Raw genomic sequence first — 14993 nt, 5'->3', positions numbered from 1 at the left:
CATAGCATTGATTGTCCGGAGCCTGTGTTTGGATTAGCTGTAACAGGAAAACTGAAAAAAGAAAATCTGAAACGCAATGATACTGCACGCGTCAACTCCTTGCTATATCTCACCAAACCTTTAGGTATAGGTATAATTACTACGGCACAAAAAAAAGGAATTGTACAGGAAGCTCACTATCAACAAGCGGTTGACAGCATGCTTACGCTGAACTGGCTTGGCGCGGAAGTAGGCAAACTCACCTATGTAAGCGCGATGACAGATATTACCGGCTTTGGTTTACTCGGGCACTTATGCGAAGTGTGCGAAGGAAGTAATCTCTCTGCAGAAATAATTTTTGATGAAATCCCTTCATTCGATTTTCTGGATATATACCTTGATCAGAAAAGTATACCCGGAGGCACCACCCGTAACTGGGACAGCTATGGCTCGAAAATAAGTTCGATCACCGAAAAACAAAAAGCAATCCTTGCCGATCCCCAAACCAGTGGCGGCTTATTGATTGTTGTCGATGAAGACAAACAACAGGAATTTGAAGCCGCCATGCTGCAACACAAATATACCCTACGTCCATTCGGTAAGCTTGTGTCTAAAAAGAATACAGTGATTGAAGTAAGGTAAATACCAGAAGTGCTACAGGATAAATGCCATACTCAGAATACCAAGCAGCATAATTATTTTGCAAAATGTGCTGAGCGATGCAAAATCTTTTGTAGTATCTGCCAGCACAAGGCGGTAGAGTAAATATAGCAGCGGCACGAACAGGAATATAATATAGTATTCGATAGGCAAAGCCTTGTAAAAATAATTGAGAAGCAATACCGTTACTGCAAAGATGGCAATGATCAGGTAGATCACGAATTTTGTCCTTCTCAATCCCCACACAATAGGCAGCGTGCGACAACCAAAAGTATTATCACCCTTCAGATCTTCCATGTCTTTAATGATCTCGCGCACCAACGTCATAAAGAAGGCAAAGCTGGCATAGATCAGGATCAGCGCACTTCCACTATGGTATAGCAAGTCTACAATCCAGATAGAAAGTCCCGTTAGCATAGCCACCGAAAAATTACCAATGAACGGAAGACGTTTCAGATTATTGGAATATAGCCAGAGCAGAAATACAGAGATTACATTTATCGCTGCTATCCTCCACGACAATACGAGCCCCAGCAGAATGCCCAAACCCGAAAGCACTACGTGAAAAAGGATAGCATGCCTGCGTGGTATATTTCGTCCGATAACAACACGATCGGGTTTATTGATATAGTCGATCTTTACATCGTAGTAATCATTAATGATATACCCGGCAGCAGCAATAACAATTGTAGAAACCGAGAGCAGGAAAAGCCGTATATCGCCAGGCGAACTTCTATCGATCAGAAATGCTGCGGTAAAATATTGGGCCACACCAATAATTACCAAGTTGCCAAAACGTGTGAGCTTCAGCAATGATTCAATGAATATGCGAGTGCGGTTAACGGAAGCCATGGTACCTCATGGCAAATTAAAGAATAAACCTTCCAGGTGTAAAGCCCCGGAAGGTTTATTAAAGAAGAATTAAAACTTCAACGTTAGCATAGCCATAAAATTCCGGCCGGCCTGTGGGTAATAATAATTTTCGCGATACAATTGCGTGCCTGCCGCATATCCCCAGGTATACCCGTTGGATGAATATTTTTCGTCCAGAATGTTATTTACCAGTAAGCTCAGCACAATTTCTTTCATAAAGTTTGGTTGAAGGGTATAGGTAAAGCGAACATCGTTCACTACATACGAACTTATACTCCGCGCACTGTTAGAAGTGTTATCGAGGTATTGATGACCTACATATTTCGATAGCAACGTAGCTTCCAATCCCTTAACAGGTTTGTACGTAAAACCAGAACCCGCTATAACATTGGGAGAGAATGATATATCGGTGTTGTGATATACCTTCTTCACTTCGTTATACTCATCGAAGTTAACACCGTAGTCGTAATATACTTCTGTAAAATCCTTGATCTTGTTACGGCTCAAAGTAACATTGGCATTCCAGGTGAGTCGCTCAGAAATTTTCAATGCTCCTTCCAGTTCTATACCTGTACGATAACTTTTATCAACATTGGTGCGGATAGAAGCACCTACATCATTTACCTGGCCGGTAAGTACCAATTGATTTTTATAATCCATCAGGTAGTAATTGGCTTTCAGCATGTAGGTTCTTCCTACCACTTTATAGCCAGCTTCCCAATTGTGCAGACGTTCGTGGCGTGGGTCTTGCCCGGGTAATGCAGCAACAAAATCATCGCGCACCGGTTCGCGGTTTGCTACGCTATAGGAAACATATACCTGCTGGTTCTCATTCAATGCATACGTAGCTCCTGCTTTCGGATTAAAGAAATTGAATTCTTTATTGATAGCAATAGTATTCTGTTCATTCTCTGTACCGGCTGCTTTATAGGTAACTCTTCTGTATTGCAGATCTATATATCCATTTAACCGATCAGTAAATGAATATGTAGTCTTGCCATATATATTAAAGTCGCGCTTGTCGCCATTATTAAAATAATATTGATACTCCGTAGGCACGGGCGATACCTGTGCCCAAATGATTTGTCCGTAGTGATCGCCATCATATCGGTTCCACGCACCACCTAACACAGCATTCAACTTATCTTTTTCATAGTTGAGTGAATAGGTAAATCCATAGAAATCATTATTCAACCAACGTCTGCGTACAAGGTCCGTAGATTGTATCGTAGAGTCGCCAATAGTAACCGGCTGCAATCCGTAGTCTGAGAATTTGTTATTATATCTATACTCCTCGTAGTATCCTTTACCTGGCGTATAGTGTAGCGAAACATTCGCAGAGAAACCATCGGCTACACGTTGTGAGAAATGTAACTGGTAATGATCCTGTTTGTAGTCATCCACCTGGTTCTTATAGGTATAGGGATTGAACGTGCGACTGTTGGAGTTCAGCAGATTTGCTGTTTGTGCTTCGTTCCAGCCTTCGTCAGAAGCCGTGGTTAGCATCGCTTCTGTATCATTGTTCAATCGCGATTGTGGCACACCATACCACGCCTGGTATGTACGCTCTTTACCTCCGAAGGTTATGGCTTTGATCATAGTATTGCCGGCATAAAAACCTGCCGAGAAATAGTATGACTGCAGGTCGGATGTAGCACGATCGATAAAACCATCGGATGTAATTTTAGAAACACGGCCATCAATCACCCAATGATCTTGCAACAATCCCGTACCGACACTCACGCTGTTTCTGAATGTACCGAATGAACCTGCCGATGACATAACCGTTGCATACGGTTTATCATTGCGCGTGTTGGTTTGCAGATTGATTGTAGCACCAAAGGCACCACCACCATTGGTAGATGTACCTACACCACGCTGCACCTGTATACTTTGAGAGGATGCCGCTATATCTGGCACATCCACCCAAAATGTACCGAGCGATTCTGCATCGTTGTAAGGTATACCATTCACGGTAACATTGATACGCGTAGCATCACTTCCGCGAATGCGAATGCCGGTATATCCTACCCCTGTTCCGGCATCGGATGTTGTTACAGCAGAGGGAGTCCAGTTGAGCAGGAAAGGTAAATCCTGACCAAAGTTCTGCTTCTGTATAGCATCCTTGTTCACGTTGGTAAAAGTTGCCGGAGTTTTGTCATCAGCACGCGTTGCAGATACCACCACTTCATCGGTCATCACAAATGATTCGTCCAGCTTCATGTTCAGCTCGGTGTTCGCTGCTACATTTACTTTCTCAGACTTGTCGGCATAGCCGATAAACCGTGCTGTGAGAGTATATTCTCCAGCCGGTAACTTTTCAAACCGGAATCTTCCAAATGCATCGCTCACGGCTATATAGCTCGTGCCTTCAAGTTGAAGCGTGGCCCCGGTTAATAACTGATTGCTCCGGGCATCACGCACACTCCCGGTAACAGAAAACTCCTGCGCATACACGCGCGCTGACAGCAGCAGTGCTGCCATCACAAAAAATACTTTGTACATTTTAGTAAAATGTGGTTTAAACTAACAGCGCACAGGGGAATGCTCTGCGTACGTTTAACCTTGCCTTCCCTTCGACCGCATTACCGGCATCAGGTTCATTGGGTATAATCTCAGCCCGTTATATTAAGGCACCCCTTGTCTTTCGACAGCACAAAGTTAAAAGCATAAAAATTGATTTTGCAAAAAAGATTGTGTCACCCCTAAACACACGGAGATACTTTGCCATCGAAAACCGTTGAATACTAACCTTGTCGGGAATAATTTGCACATTTACAGACGCAATAAATTTTTATTTATGTTCAAAGCCACGGTCAACAAAAAGACTTTTGATATCGCTTCATCCGATACTGGATTTATAATTAATGGAAGTCCGCTGAACTGGGACATGGTAAAGGTTGATGAAGGATACTTTCATATTCTTTATGAACAAAAGAGTTACCGGGCGGAAGTAGTAAAGGCCGATGTGGCTGCCAAAACTTTTACCATCAAGGTAAACGGCAGAATATATACTGTGGCGCTGAAAGATAAATTTGATCTGCTGCTCGAAAAGATGGGCATGGCCAATGGTGCCACCGGAAAGATAAATTCTCTCAAAGCTCCTATGCCGGGACTGATCATTGATCTGAAAGTAAAAGCCGGAGATGTTGTGAAGCCGAACGATCCGCTGCTTATTCTCGAAGCGATGAAGATGGAGAATATCATCAAGTCGCCAGGCGAAGGAACCGTAAAAAATGTAAAGGTAAAGAAGGGCGACAGCGTGGAGAAGAATCAGGTGCTGATTGAATTCTGATAGGAGTATCTCATTTTACACAAGTGGCGTATAGGGCTGGCGGTGTGAGCGCAAGAGTGTGACAAGCGCAAAAAAATTTTATGATCGGATAGAACAGAGGCTCCGATTTTTATTATTCCAAACTCTTGCCATGCAGGAGCGAATGCATGGCCGAACAACAAAATCCTTTTATTTCATTTCCTATACTTTGTTTTCGGATTTTAGAAAGCCCTGTGCTTTGAATATATTGCGCCAATTTCGCTGTAGAATCAACCCAACGTACGAATGAAGTATAAGCGTATCCTCCTCAAACTCAGTGGTGAAGCATTGCAAGGGACTTCTAAGAACACCAATATAGACCCGAATGTGCTGGAACAGTACTGTGAAGAAATCAGAACCATCAAGAATGAAGGTGTAGAAATTGCCATCGTGATTGGTGGAGGAAATATTTTCAGAGGCGGCCAGGCCGAGGCTTTGGGTATTGATCGTGTGCAGGGCGACTACATGGGTATGCTGGCTACGGTGATCAACGCCATGGCATTGCAAAGCGCCCTTGAACGCCACGGTATGTTTACCCGCCTGATGGCCGGTATAAAGATGGAGCAGGTGTGCGAACCGTTCATCAGACGCAGAGCTATACGCCACCTCGAAAAAGGAAGAATCGTTATCTTCGGTGCCGGTATCGGAAATCCGTATTTCACTACCGACTCTACTGCCAGCTTACGCGCTATTGAAGTACAGGCGAGTGTTGTATTGAAAGGAACACGTGTAGATGGAGTATATACGAAAGATCCTGAAAAGTTTCCGGATGCTGTGCGCTATAGCAAGCTGTCGTTCCAGGAAGCTTACGAAAAGAATCTCAACATCATGGATATGACTGCTTTCACTCTCTGCAAAGAGAACAAACTACCGATCATTGTTTTTGATATGAACAAAAAAGGCAACCTGTTGAAAGTAGTGAACGGAGAAGAAGCTGGTACATTGATCAGCTAATGGTTCATCAATTTTAATTTGTTACTATACTCGTATTCATATTTAGTTTTTTATGGAAGAGCTTGAACTGTATCTGGAAGACGCCCGCGAATCAATGACCAAGGCACTCAATCATGTTGGTCATGAACTTACAAAGATCCGTGCCGGTAAAGCTAACCCCACTATGCTGGATGGCCTGCAGGTTAGTTATTATGGAGCCATGACTCCGCTAAACCAGGTAGCTTCTGTTACTACCCCTGATGCCCGCACACTTTTTGTAAAGCCTTGGGAAAAAGGAATGATCCAGGAAATTGAAAAAGCGATCATCAATGGTAATCTTGGTTTGAATCCGCAGAACGATGGTCAGCAAGTGATCATCAACATACCGATGCTTACGGAAGAAAGACGCAAGCAATTGGTAAAACAGGTTGGTCAGGAATGCGAACATGGTAAAGTAAGCATTCGTAATATTCGTAAAGACACAAATGAACAACTGAAAAAGATCAAAGGCGTTTCTGAAGACGATGTTAAGAATGCCGAGGAGAAGGTTCAGAAAATGACTGACGATTTTATTCTGAAAGTAGATGCGCTGATGAAAAAGAAAGAAGGCGAGATCATGACAGTATAAGTTCTTCGCATTCATCAGCAGTAAAAAAATAAAGCCCGGTATAGCCGGGCTTCTTTATTTCTATCCTATAGATATAGGTATATATCAGAGTCGTTGCAGCACGTGCATTCTGTGTGCATCCAGCTTCAACAGTATAAAGAGCAACACCGTAAAGCTTAGCAGCGATGATCCTCCATAGCTGAAGAATGGCAGCGGTATACCAATTACTGGAAACAAACCGATAGTCATGGCAATGTTGGTGGCAAAGTGAAAGAAGAGTATACAGGCCACCGAGTAGCCATACACTCGGGCAAATCTGTTTTTCTGTCGTTCGGCCAGAAACACTACCCGCAAGAGCAAGCCCATGAATAAGACGATCATCAGTAAACTACCAATCCATCCATGTTCTTCACCAATAGTACAAAAGATAAAGTCGGTATATTGTTCAGGCACAAACTTGAGCTTGGTTTGTGTTCCTTTCAAAAATCCTTTTCCAAAAAAACCACCGCTACCAATTGCTACTTTAGATTGATATACGTGATAGCCCGCTCCTAATTGATCGAGCTCTGGATTGATCAATACCATTACGCGTTTCTGATGGTGTTCTTCCAACAGGTTGTTGAATATAAATTCCACACTGGTAATGGTAAAGGCAAGCACCAGCGCACCGGCTGTAATAATAATGAGGCGCTTGATCTTTTTTCTGCGGTTGAAGTATATAGCAATGGCCCACGCTATACCAATGGCACCAAACAGTATCCAGTTGTTCTCCACTAATAAGGTAAGTATAAATATAACGGCCATACCCAAACCCACCAGCAGCAGGAATGGCGACATACCTTCGCGATAGAATACTAACAAAAATACCATGAACACCATGGCGGTTCCATAATCTTTCTGCAGCAGGATGAGAAGTATAGGAGCTCCGATCATGGCAAACAGCACAATCTGGTTACGCAGGTTATCCATACGAAAACCTATGGTACCTATATATTTAGCTACTACCAGTGCTGTAGCAAACTTGGCAAACTCCGAAGGCTGCACACCGAACGAACCGAAGCCGAGCCATGCTCTGTTACCACCCACCTCTTTACCAATGAAGGGCACTAACAGCAACAGGAAAAGTATACCGCCATAGATGAAGTAGGCAAACGTTTCGTAGAAACGCATATCGATAATCAGAATCGCCAGGATCAGTACAACCGATGCTATAATAAACATCATCTGTCTTCCTGAGTTTAGCGACAGATCAAATATAGATTGCGTTTCATCGTAGGTAGCCGAGTATATATTCAGCCAGCCCCAGAAAACCATGAGGCCGTAGATGAGCACGGTAACCCAATCTATTTTCTGCGATATGATTTCGTCTCTTCTCAATTTCTTTTGCGTTATAATTATTGAAGGAATTTACCTTTCAAAACGTACTCTTCTATGTTCGGTCGCTGTGTACCACCTAACAAATATTTTTCAATCATCAAACTCGCTATAGATGCTGCTGCGCGACCACCCTGGCCGGAGTATTCCACATATACCGATATAGCGATCTTCGGATTTTCTTTTGGAGCAAACGCTATAAACACTGAGTGATCAGGATTCGGTTCGTTCTGTACAGTTCCGGTTTTACCACACACTACTATATCTTTTAGCTTGGCGCGATACTGTGCTGTACCGGCCTCTACCACACGCTGCATAGCATCGCGCGCTATACGAAAGTTTGCCGAGTCAATAGTAGTATAATGTTTCTCCAGATACTGTGGCAGCGGCATACCTGTACTGCCTACTGATTTTATAAGGTGCGGTGTAAAGTAAAATCCTTTGTTGGCAACAGTAGCTGCAAAGTTTGCCATTTGCAGAGGCACCACCATGTTCTCTCCTTCACCAATAGCGATAGAGTATATATTTGAAAATTTCCAGGGGCGTCCTCCGTAAGCACGATCGTAATATTCGGGGCTTGGTACAAGTCCGCGTTTTTCGTTGGGCAGATCTATACCTAATCTCTTACCGAAACCAAAGCTCATAATGTGCTTATCCCATTCAGCAAGTCCTATACGGGTATCATCAAACGGATTATTCGCTTTGCCTTTGTTGAGCATTCTGCGAAGTACATTATGAAAGTATGGATTGCACGAGTTGGTAATAGCTCCGCGAAGGTCTTCGTTAGAGTGTGGGCCGTGACAGTCAATGATGGAGCGATCACATTTGATCCGTGTCTCCGGAGTGATAACTCCTTCCTGCAACGCTACCATCGCCTGGGCAATTTTAAAGATGGATCCCGGGCGATACTGCGCCATGAGTGGCCTGTTGAAGAGCGGCTTGAGACTATCATTGCTGATCATCACAAAGTTCTCGCTATAATTTTTCCCGGTAAGTAAATTCGGATCGTATGAAGGTCCGGATACCATCGCTAGTATCTCTCCGGTAGCGGGTTCTATCGCGATGATACTCCCTGCTTTACCATTCAACAGAAATGCACCATACTCCTGCAGGGTGAGGTCGATCGTGGAAACAAGATCCTGCCCTGGTATAGATAGTGTGTCGTACTTTCCATCTTCGTATGATCCTTTAATAACACCATCTTTGTTTCGCATCAGGTATTTTACTCCGCGTTTGCCTCGCAGGTATTCTTCGTAGTAGGCTTCAAGACCACTTTGTCCTATATAATCACCCTGACGATATATACCCGTTTTATCGCGCTCCAGTTGTTTTTTAGATACTTCACTCACATACCCGATAGCATTCGCCACAGCTTTACTGGCATACGCCCGCGTAGTTCTGTCTTGAATAAAGAAGCCCGGAAACTCATCTATATTATCCTGGATCTTCGCCAGGTCGTAGGTAGAGAGTTGACGTAGAAAAGGGAACGGTTGAAACTGGTTAGCTTTTCTATTCCTGATTTCGGTGTAGAAATTTTTGAACAGTTGGCGAAGCTCGTGTTGCGACTTATCGAATACTGCACAGAAACGAGTGCTGTCGAAGTGTTTTACTTCGTGCAGAATCACCATCAGGTCAAACTCAGGATTGTTATAGACAATCAATTTACCATTACGGTCTTTAATTATACCGCGAATAGGATACTGTATCTCTTTGCGAATGGCATTAACACCCGCCATGTTCTTGTAGCTCTCTTCTACTATCTGAATGAAGAATAGCTTGATCAGGAATACTAATCCGATCAGTACAAAAACAATTTGTAAAACTTCTTTCCGGCCTTCGTTCATAGTATATCAGGCAATTTAAAAAGCTAAGCTGAAGATTTAGCAACAGTATATATAGACACTGCTGCCCGTGAGTTTATTGGGGAAGTGTGCGATTGGGGAGTGGGTCGTACTTTTTTCAGGAAGAGATCGGAAGGTAGAGTCGCTATAATAACTGACCAGCAGCGAAGCGAATACAAAATTACCTATCGCCTTCTTCCCGGAAACAAGAATTGCGCGATTAAAATTACAAGCATAGTAAAAAATGTGCTGGTGATTGTTTTCCAGAGTGTGAACCAGAACATACCGAATCCTCCAGCCTCCATAAAAAATAAAACTGCGTGGTGTAAAAACACCAGTGGCAACGAATAGATCACAAACCACTGAAAGCCTCCCAATGCCAGCGATGGTGTAGCATTGCTGTCGTATCCACCCTGGGGCGTCATGGAGTTAAGCCAGTAGTTGCGCAGGTACATGATGAGCACACAGGCAAAGGCATGCAGCCCGATGCTCTCATAAAATAAATCAACCGAGAAACCCATGATAAACCCTATACCCATTAGTACAAGCGGATTTGTTTCTACCGGCAGCAATAACAAGTATACTACATACAGAAAGCAGAACGCAGTATGGAACAGCACTACATTCTGCAGGATCAATACCTGGTATAGCAAGTAAATGAAGAACGTAAAAACCTGTAGTATGATACCTCTGTTCATCATCGTGCCAGATCATTTACTACTTGTTCCAGAGAATCCTGCTCGTGTTTCAAAACGCTTCTGATCACGGTAACGTATGAAATCTTGCGGAAATCCTGTGAGAGTTTTACACTAAGGTCGTACGAAAGTGCTTCGTTGCTGAGCTTTACATCTACGATCGTTCCGATCATGATGCCTTCGGGAAATACAGCATTGAATCCGGAGGTTACGACCGAATCGCCCACCATCGGGTTCACGTGGCGCGGAATATATTTGAACTTAACGATCTGCGGATCGCGACCTTCCCATTGAACGGATCCGTAGTGACCAGTGCGCTTCAATAATGCAGACACCATCATATCGATATGAAGTATAGAAGTTACAACGCCATAATGATTTGACACGGACTTCACTTTACCAACAACGCCCTGCGGACTGATCACAGCCATGCCGGGTTCTATACCGGAGTCTCTTCCTTTATTAATGGTGATAAAATTTTTGAACTGGTCTACGTGGTTGTTTACCACTTTAGCGCTAATAAAATCAAAGCGTTTTACAAACGATGAATCGCGCAGTGACGCAACGCTATCGGATGATTGTATGCGTTGATTGTTTTGCTCAACCTGCCTGCGGAGGAGTGCGTTCTCTTCGGCCAGTGTTGTGTTAACATCGCGCAGCAAAAAGTAATCGCGTATACTTTGCGAGAAGTTGTTGAGTGACGCTACTACCGTATTGGAGGAATTAAAAAACTTGGCTCCCTGGTATGCATTGTTCTCTACCACCAGCCAGAAGCAGAATACTTCCAGCACGATGAACGTAAAGAAAGCGCGATACTGATAGATGAAATAAAATAGACGCTCCATTAAGCTTCAGTTAAGGTGCGTTCAACCACCGATGACATTCGTACCTCACCCATTCGTCAATGCGCAGACTAGGTCATTAATACTGCCCGGAACTGCGGAATGTTTTTCAGTGCCTGGCCTGTTCCACGAACAACGGCACGCAGCGGATCGTCTGCCACATGTATAGGCAGCTTGGTTTTCAGCGCAAGGCGTTTATCCAATCCTCTCAGCAATGCACCACCACCGGTGAGATATATACCTCGTTCATATATATCGGCCGATAATTCCGGAGGGGAAGTCTCCAGTGCTTTCAATACCGCTTCTTCCAGTTTGGATACTGACTTATCTAGCGCAAACGCTACTTCGGAATATGATATCTTGATTGTTTTAGGAATACCGGTCATCAGATCGCGGCCACGAATTTCATAATCATCCGGTCCGTCATCGAGTTCCGTAAGAGCAGAACCTACTTCGATCTTAACCTTTTCGGCAGAGCGCTCACCGATCAGCAGGTTATGCTGGCGTCTCATATAGTCGAGAATGTCGCGGTTAAAGGTATCGCCCGCTACGCGGATCGACTGGTCGCACACTATACCCGAAAGTGCTATCACCGCTATATCTGTGGTACCACCACCGATATCCACGATCATATTACCAATGGGTTGCTCTATATCTATACCTGTTCCGATAGCCGCAGCAATCGGTTCATAGATCATATATACTTCTTTGGCTCCGGCATGTTCTGCCGAGTCGCGCACTGCACGCTTTTCTACTTCGGTGATACCGGAAGGAATACAGATTACCATACGATAGGATGGTGGGAACAGACGCTTACCGGTGTCGATCATTTTAATGAGACCGCGAATCATCATCTCAGCCGCCTGGAAGTCGGCAATTACACCTTCCTTCAAAGGGCGAATCGTCTTGATGTGATCGTGCGTCTTCTCGTGCATCTGCATCGCTTCGCGACCAATTGCCAACACCTTGCTGTTAACTTTATCCAGCGCGATGATGGAAGGCTCATCGACTACGATTTTGTCTTTGTAAATGATAAGGGTGTTTGCTGTCCCCAGATCTATTGCAATGTCACTGGTGAAGAAGTCAAAAAATGCCATGTATATGTGTTCCCTGTGTTTTAAAAATTATACCCGGAAAGTTGACTGATATAGTCGCCCGTAAAATTGCATTTAATTTACCAAAATAATGACTATCAGTTTAAAAATGTAAGTTTTTTACCTGGCTAAAAAATTCCTGTCGATGAACGACAGAGGTTAAAGCTTTCATGTTCACTGTTCCAGTCCAACGAAAGTATTCATCGGCAAACAGCGAACATGAAGATGTATGAAAAATCTGATTAGTGCTTAAAGTGACGGATGCCGGTAAATACCATAGCCATACCCTGCTGATCGCAGTAAGCTATAGAGTCCTGATCTTTTACTGATCCGCCTGGTTGTATCACTGCATGGATGCCATGTTGGTTAGCAATTTCCACACAATCAGGGAACGGGAAGAAAGCATCCGATGCCATCACGGCTCCTTTGAGATTGAAGCCAAATGTACCGGCCTTCTCTATAGCTTGCTTCAGTGCATCTACACGCGAAGTCTGCCCCACACCGCTGGCCAGCAATTGTCCTTCTACTGCCAGTATAATTGTGTTCGACTTGGTATGCTTGCATATTTTACTGGCAAAGAGTAAAGCATTTACCTCCGCAGCAGTTGGTGCTACTTTGGTTACAATTTTCAGGTCGGCTTGTGAATCTGTTTTAAGATCGAGGTCTTGTTCGATCACGCCATTGAGAATAGTCTTGCTCTGCTTCGTTTCTGTAAGTTGTTTCTTCTGCAGCAAAATCATTCTGTTCTTTTTACTCTTCAGCAAAGCGAGTGCATCTTCGGTATAGGCCGGTGCTATCAATATCTCGAAGAAAAGTTTATTTATTTCTTCCGCGGCTGCCAGGTCTATCGTTTTGTTCGTAGCGAGCACGCCACCAAATGCGGATATAGTATCAGCCTGAAATGCCTTGAGGTATGCTTCCTTTACAGTGGGAGCTGTAGCCACACCACACGCATTGGTATGTTTGATAATAACAAAGGCAGTTTCATCAAACTCTTTTACCAGGTTTACTGCAGCATCTATATCTACCAGGTTATTATAGGAAAGTTCTTTACCATTAAGCTGCTCGAACAAACCATCGAGGTCGCCATAGTATGTACCCTTCTGATGAGGATTTTCCCCATAGCGTAATACTCTTCCCTGTTGATAACTTTTCTTGAAACTTGGAAGTTGAAACTCGTTGTTGAAGTAGCTAAATATAGCGGCATCGTAGTGCGAGGTAACATCAAAGGCCATCGCTGCAAATTGCTTACGATCGCTCAGATCAGTTGCGCCATTCTTCTGTTGCAAAAGCTCGAGCAGTGCTCCGTACTGATTGCGTGAAGACACGATCAATACATCATTAAAATTTTTAGCGGCTCCGCGAATCAATGAAATACCACCGATGTCGATCTTCTCAATAATATCTTCTTCTGAACCACCCTTTGCTACGGTCTCTTCAAACGGGTATAAATCAACAATTACCAGATCGAGGGGAGCGATCTTGAATTCCTTTGCCTGACTCAGATCTCCGGCATCATCGCGTCTATAGAGTATACCTCCGAAAATAGCCGGGTGCAATGTCTTTACGCGTCCGCCAAAGATGGATGGATAGCCGGTGAGATTTTCTACAGGAGTAACTTTATAGCCAAGCTTCTCTATGAAGTCTTGTGTGCCACCCGTTGAAACAAACTCCACGCCTTGCCTGGCCAGCGTGTGAACGATTGGTTCCAGGTTGTCTTTATAAAAAACAGAGATGAGCGCTCGGGTAATTTTTCGGCTGGCCATTGTGTTCAGGTAAGATTATAAGTGGTTAAAAATGAGGTGCAAAAGTAGGTTTTGATGCACGATTTACGAAGTGCCTCCGCGAATTTTCTTCACAGAAAAACACCGATTCCTTTAACCTTGAAACTTTGAATCTTTAAAGACTAAACCTTGCGCCCAGTGTTATTCAATCGAGGAAATCCGATTCTTCGTATTCTTCAAACTCGATCGTAAAGTCATCAGCATCGATATAGGCCGGGAAGCGATCGCGGAAAGCATTCAGCGCATTGGCGCTTAATTCCATCGTGCGCACAGCTTCGACACCTTCGTTGGTATAGATAACATCTCCCTTGGGACTAATAATAGAAGAGTGCCCGTTGTGCTCTACTCCCTGGCCATCTTGCCCGATTCGGTTTACACCCACTACGTAACTCAGGTTCTCGATAGCGCGAGCTTTCAACAGCGTGTCCCACATATCAATGCGTATAGTCGGCCAGTTGGCAACATAGATCGCTACATCATACGAGAGTCGTTGTGTAGCGCGATCCCAACGATTACGGCTCCACACGGGGAAACGAAGATCGTAACAGATCAACGGACAAATCTTCCAGCCTTTCCAGGTTCCGATGAGCAGGCTTTCTCCCGGAGTATACGTTTTATGTTCATTCTCCATCCGGAACAGATGGCGTTTGTCGTAAGTCTTGAAATTTCCTCCCGGCTCCATCCACAGCAGGCGATTGTAGTATCGCTCGTGTACTTTTACGATATAGCTACCGAGAATTAACGCTCCGCTCTGATCAGCCATTTGTCGCATCCACTTGAAGGTGCGCATGTTCATCATTTCAGCTTTTCTGCCTGCTGCCATAGTAAAGCCGGTGGTAAACATTTCGGGCAGCACAATCACATCCTTATCGATGCCGCTTACTTGCCAGATCTTCTCTTCAAACATCGAAAGGTTGGCCTCGATGTCTTCCCAATGTAAATCGGATTGGATTATGGTGATTTTCAGGTCCTGCATGGCGGTGTGGATTTGGCTGCAA

General features: G+C 44.0%; 13 protein-coding genes and 1 riboswitch. Of the genes, 4 read left to right on the top strand and 9 right to left on the bottom strand.

The window, feature by feature from the left end:
* Window positions 1–621 (top strand): selenide, water dikinase SelD (gene selD / locus VIN08_RS05365; RefSeq protein ID WP_331961349.1); only part of this gene is annotated, 621 nt, incomplete at its 5' end.
* Window positions 622–633: 12 nt separating this feature from the next.
* On the opposite strand, the gene VIN08_RS05360 is transcribed toward selD, so the two are convergent.
* The gene (locus tag VIN08_RS05360; RefSeq protein ID WP_331961347.1) at window positions 634–1491 is read right to left on the bottom strand and encodes a geranylgeranylglycerol-phosphate geranylgeranyltransferase; all 858 of its coding nucleotides are present in this window, start codon (window positions 1489–1491) and stop codon (window positions 634–636) included.
* Between the two features lie 69 nt (window positions 1492–1560).
* Window positions 1561–4017, bottom strand: a complete 2457-nt coding sequence (locus VIN08_RS05355) for a TonB-dependent receptor (protein ID WP_331961345.1) — start codon at window positions 4015–4017, stop codon at window positions 1561–1563.
* Between the two features lie 49 nt (window positions 4018–4066).
* Window positions 4067–4163: riboswitch (TPP riboswitch) on the bottom strand.
* Window positions 4164–4312: 149 nt separating this feature from the next.
* Between VIN08_RS05355 and VIN08_RS05350 the strand changes: the two genes are divergently transcribed.
* From VIN08_RS05350 to frr, 3 genes are all read left to right on the top strand, one after another.
* Window positions 4313–4807, top strand: coding sequence for a biotin/lipoyl-containing protein (locus VIN08_RS05350; protein WP_331961343.1), 495 nt, complete (start codon window positions 4313–4315; stop codon window positions 4805–4807).
* A 264-nt stretch (window positions 4808–5071) separates the two neighbouring features.
* Window positions 5072–5779, top strand: a complete 708-nt coding sequence (pyrH, locus tag VIN08_RS05345; protein ID WP_331961340.1) for a UMP kinase — start codon at window positions 5072–5074, stop codon at window positions 5777–5779.
* 52 nt (window positions 5780–5831) lie between these two features.
* Entirely contained in the window at window positions 5832–6386 is a 555-nt protein-coding gene (frr, locus tag VIN08_RS05340) for a ribosome recycling factor (protein WP_331961337.1), read from the top strand.
* 84 nt (window positions 6387–6470) lie between these two features.
* Here the strand turns inward: frr and rodA are convergent, their stop codons facing one another.
* The 7 genes from rodA to VIN08_RS05305 all read right to left on the bottom strand — a co-directional run.
* Window positions 6471–7742: a rod shape-determining protein RodA gene (gene rodA / locus VIN08_RS05335; RefSeq protein WP_331961334.1), complete on the bottom strand. Its 1272-nt coding sequence runs from the start codon at window positions 7740–7742 to the stop codon at window positions 6471–6473.
* A 17-nt stretch (window positions 7743–7759) separates the two neighbouring features.
* Window positions 7760–9583 carry a penicillin-binding protein 2 gene (gene mrdA, locus VIN08_RS05330; RefSeq protein ID WP_331961331.1) on the bottom strand — a complete coding sequence of 608 codons (1824 nt, stop codon included), beginning with the start codon at window positions 9581–9583 and terminating at the stop codon, window positions 7760–7762.
* A 182-nt stretch (window positions 9584–9765) separates the two neighbouring features.
* Window positions 9766–10281: a Rod shape-determining protein MreD gene (locus VIN08_RS05325; RefSeq protein ID WP_331961328.1), complete on the bottom strand. Its 516-nt coding sequence runs from the start codon at window positions 10279–10281 to the stop codon at window positions 9766–9768.
* Window positions 10278–11120, bottom strand: coding sequence for a rod shape-determining protein MreC (gene mreC, locus VIN08_RS05320; RefSeq protein ID WP_331961325.1), 843 nt, complete (start codon window positions 11118–11120; stop codon window positions 10278–10280). The genes VIN08_RS05325 and mreC overlap by 4 nt, the downstream gene beginning before the upstream one ends.
* Before the next feature lie 68 nt (window positions 11121–11188).
* Entirely contained in the window at window positions 11189–12214 is a 1026-nt protein-coding gene (locus VIN08_RS05315; RefSeq protein WP_331961322.1) for a rod shape-determining protein, read from the bottom strand.
* A 239-nt stretch (window positions 12215–12453) separates the two neighbouring features.
* The gene (gene purH, locus VIN08_RS05310; RefSeq protein WP_331961319.1) at window positions 12454–13977 is read right to left on the bottom strand and encodes a bifunctional phosphoribosylaminoimidazolecarboxamide formyltransferase/IMP cyclohydrolase; all 1524 of its coding nucleotides are present in this window, start codon (window positions 13975–13977) and stop codon (window positions 12454–12456) included.
* Between the two features lie 163 nt (window positions 13978–14140).
* Window positions 14141–14993 (bottom strand): amidohydrolase (locus VIN08_RS05305; RefSeq protein WP_331961316.1); only part of this gene is annotated, 853 nt, incomplete at its 5' end.

The sequence above is a fragment of the Ohtaekwangia sp. genome, from assembly GCF_036568665.1.
GTDB lineage: Bacteria > Bacteroidota > Bacteroidia > Cytophagales > Cyclobacteriaceae > Ohtaekwangia.
This window is presented reverse-complemented; position numbering and strand designations above follow the sequence as displayed.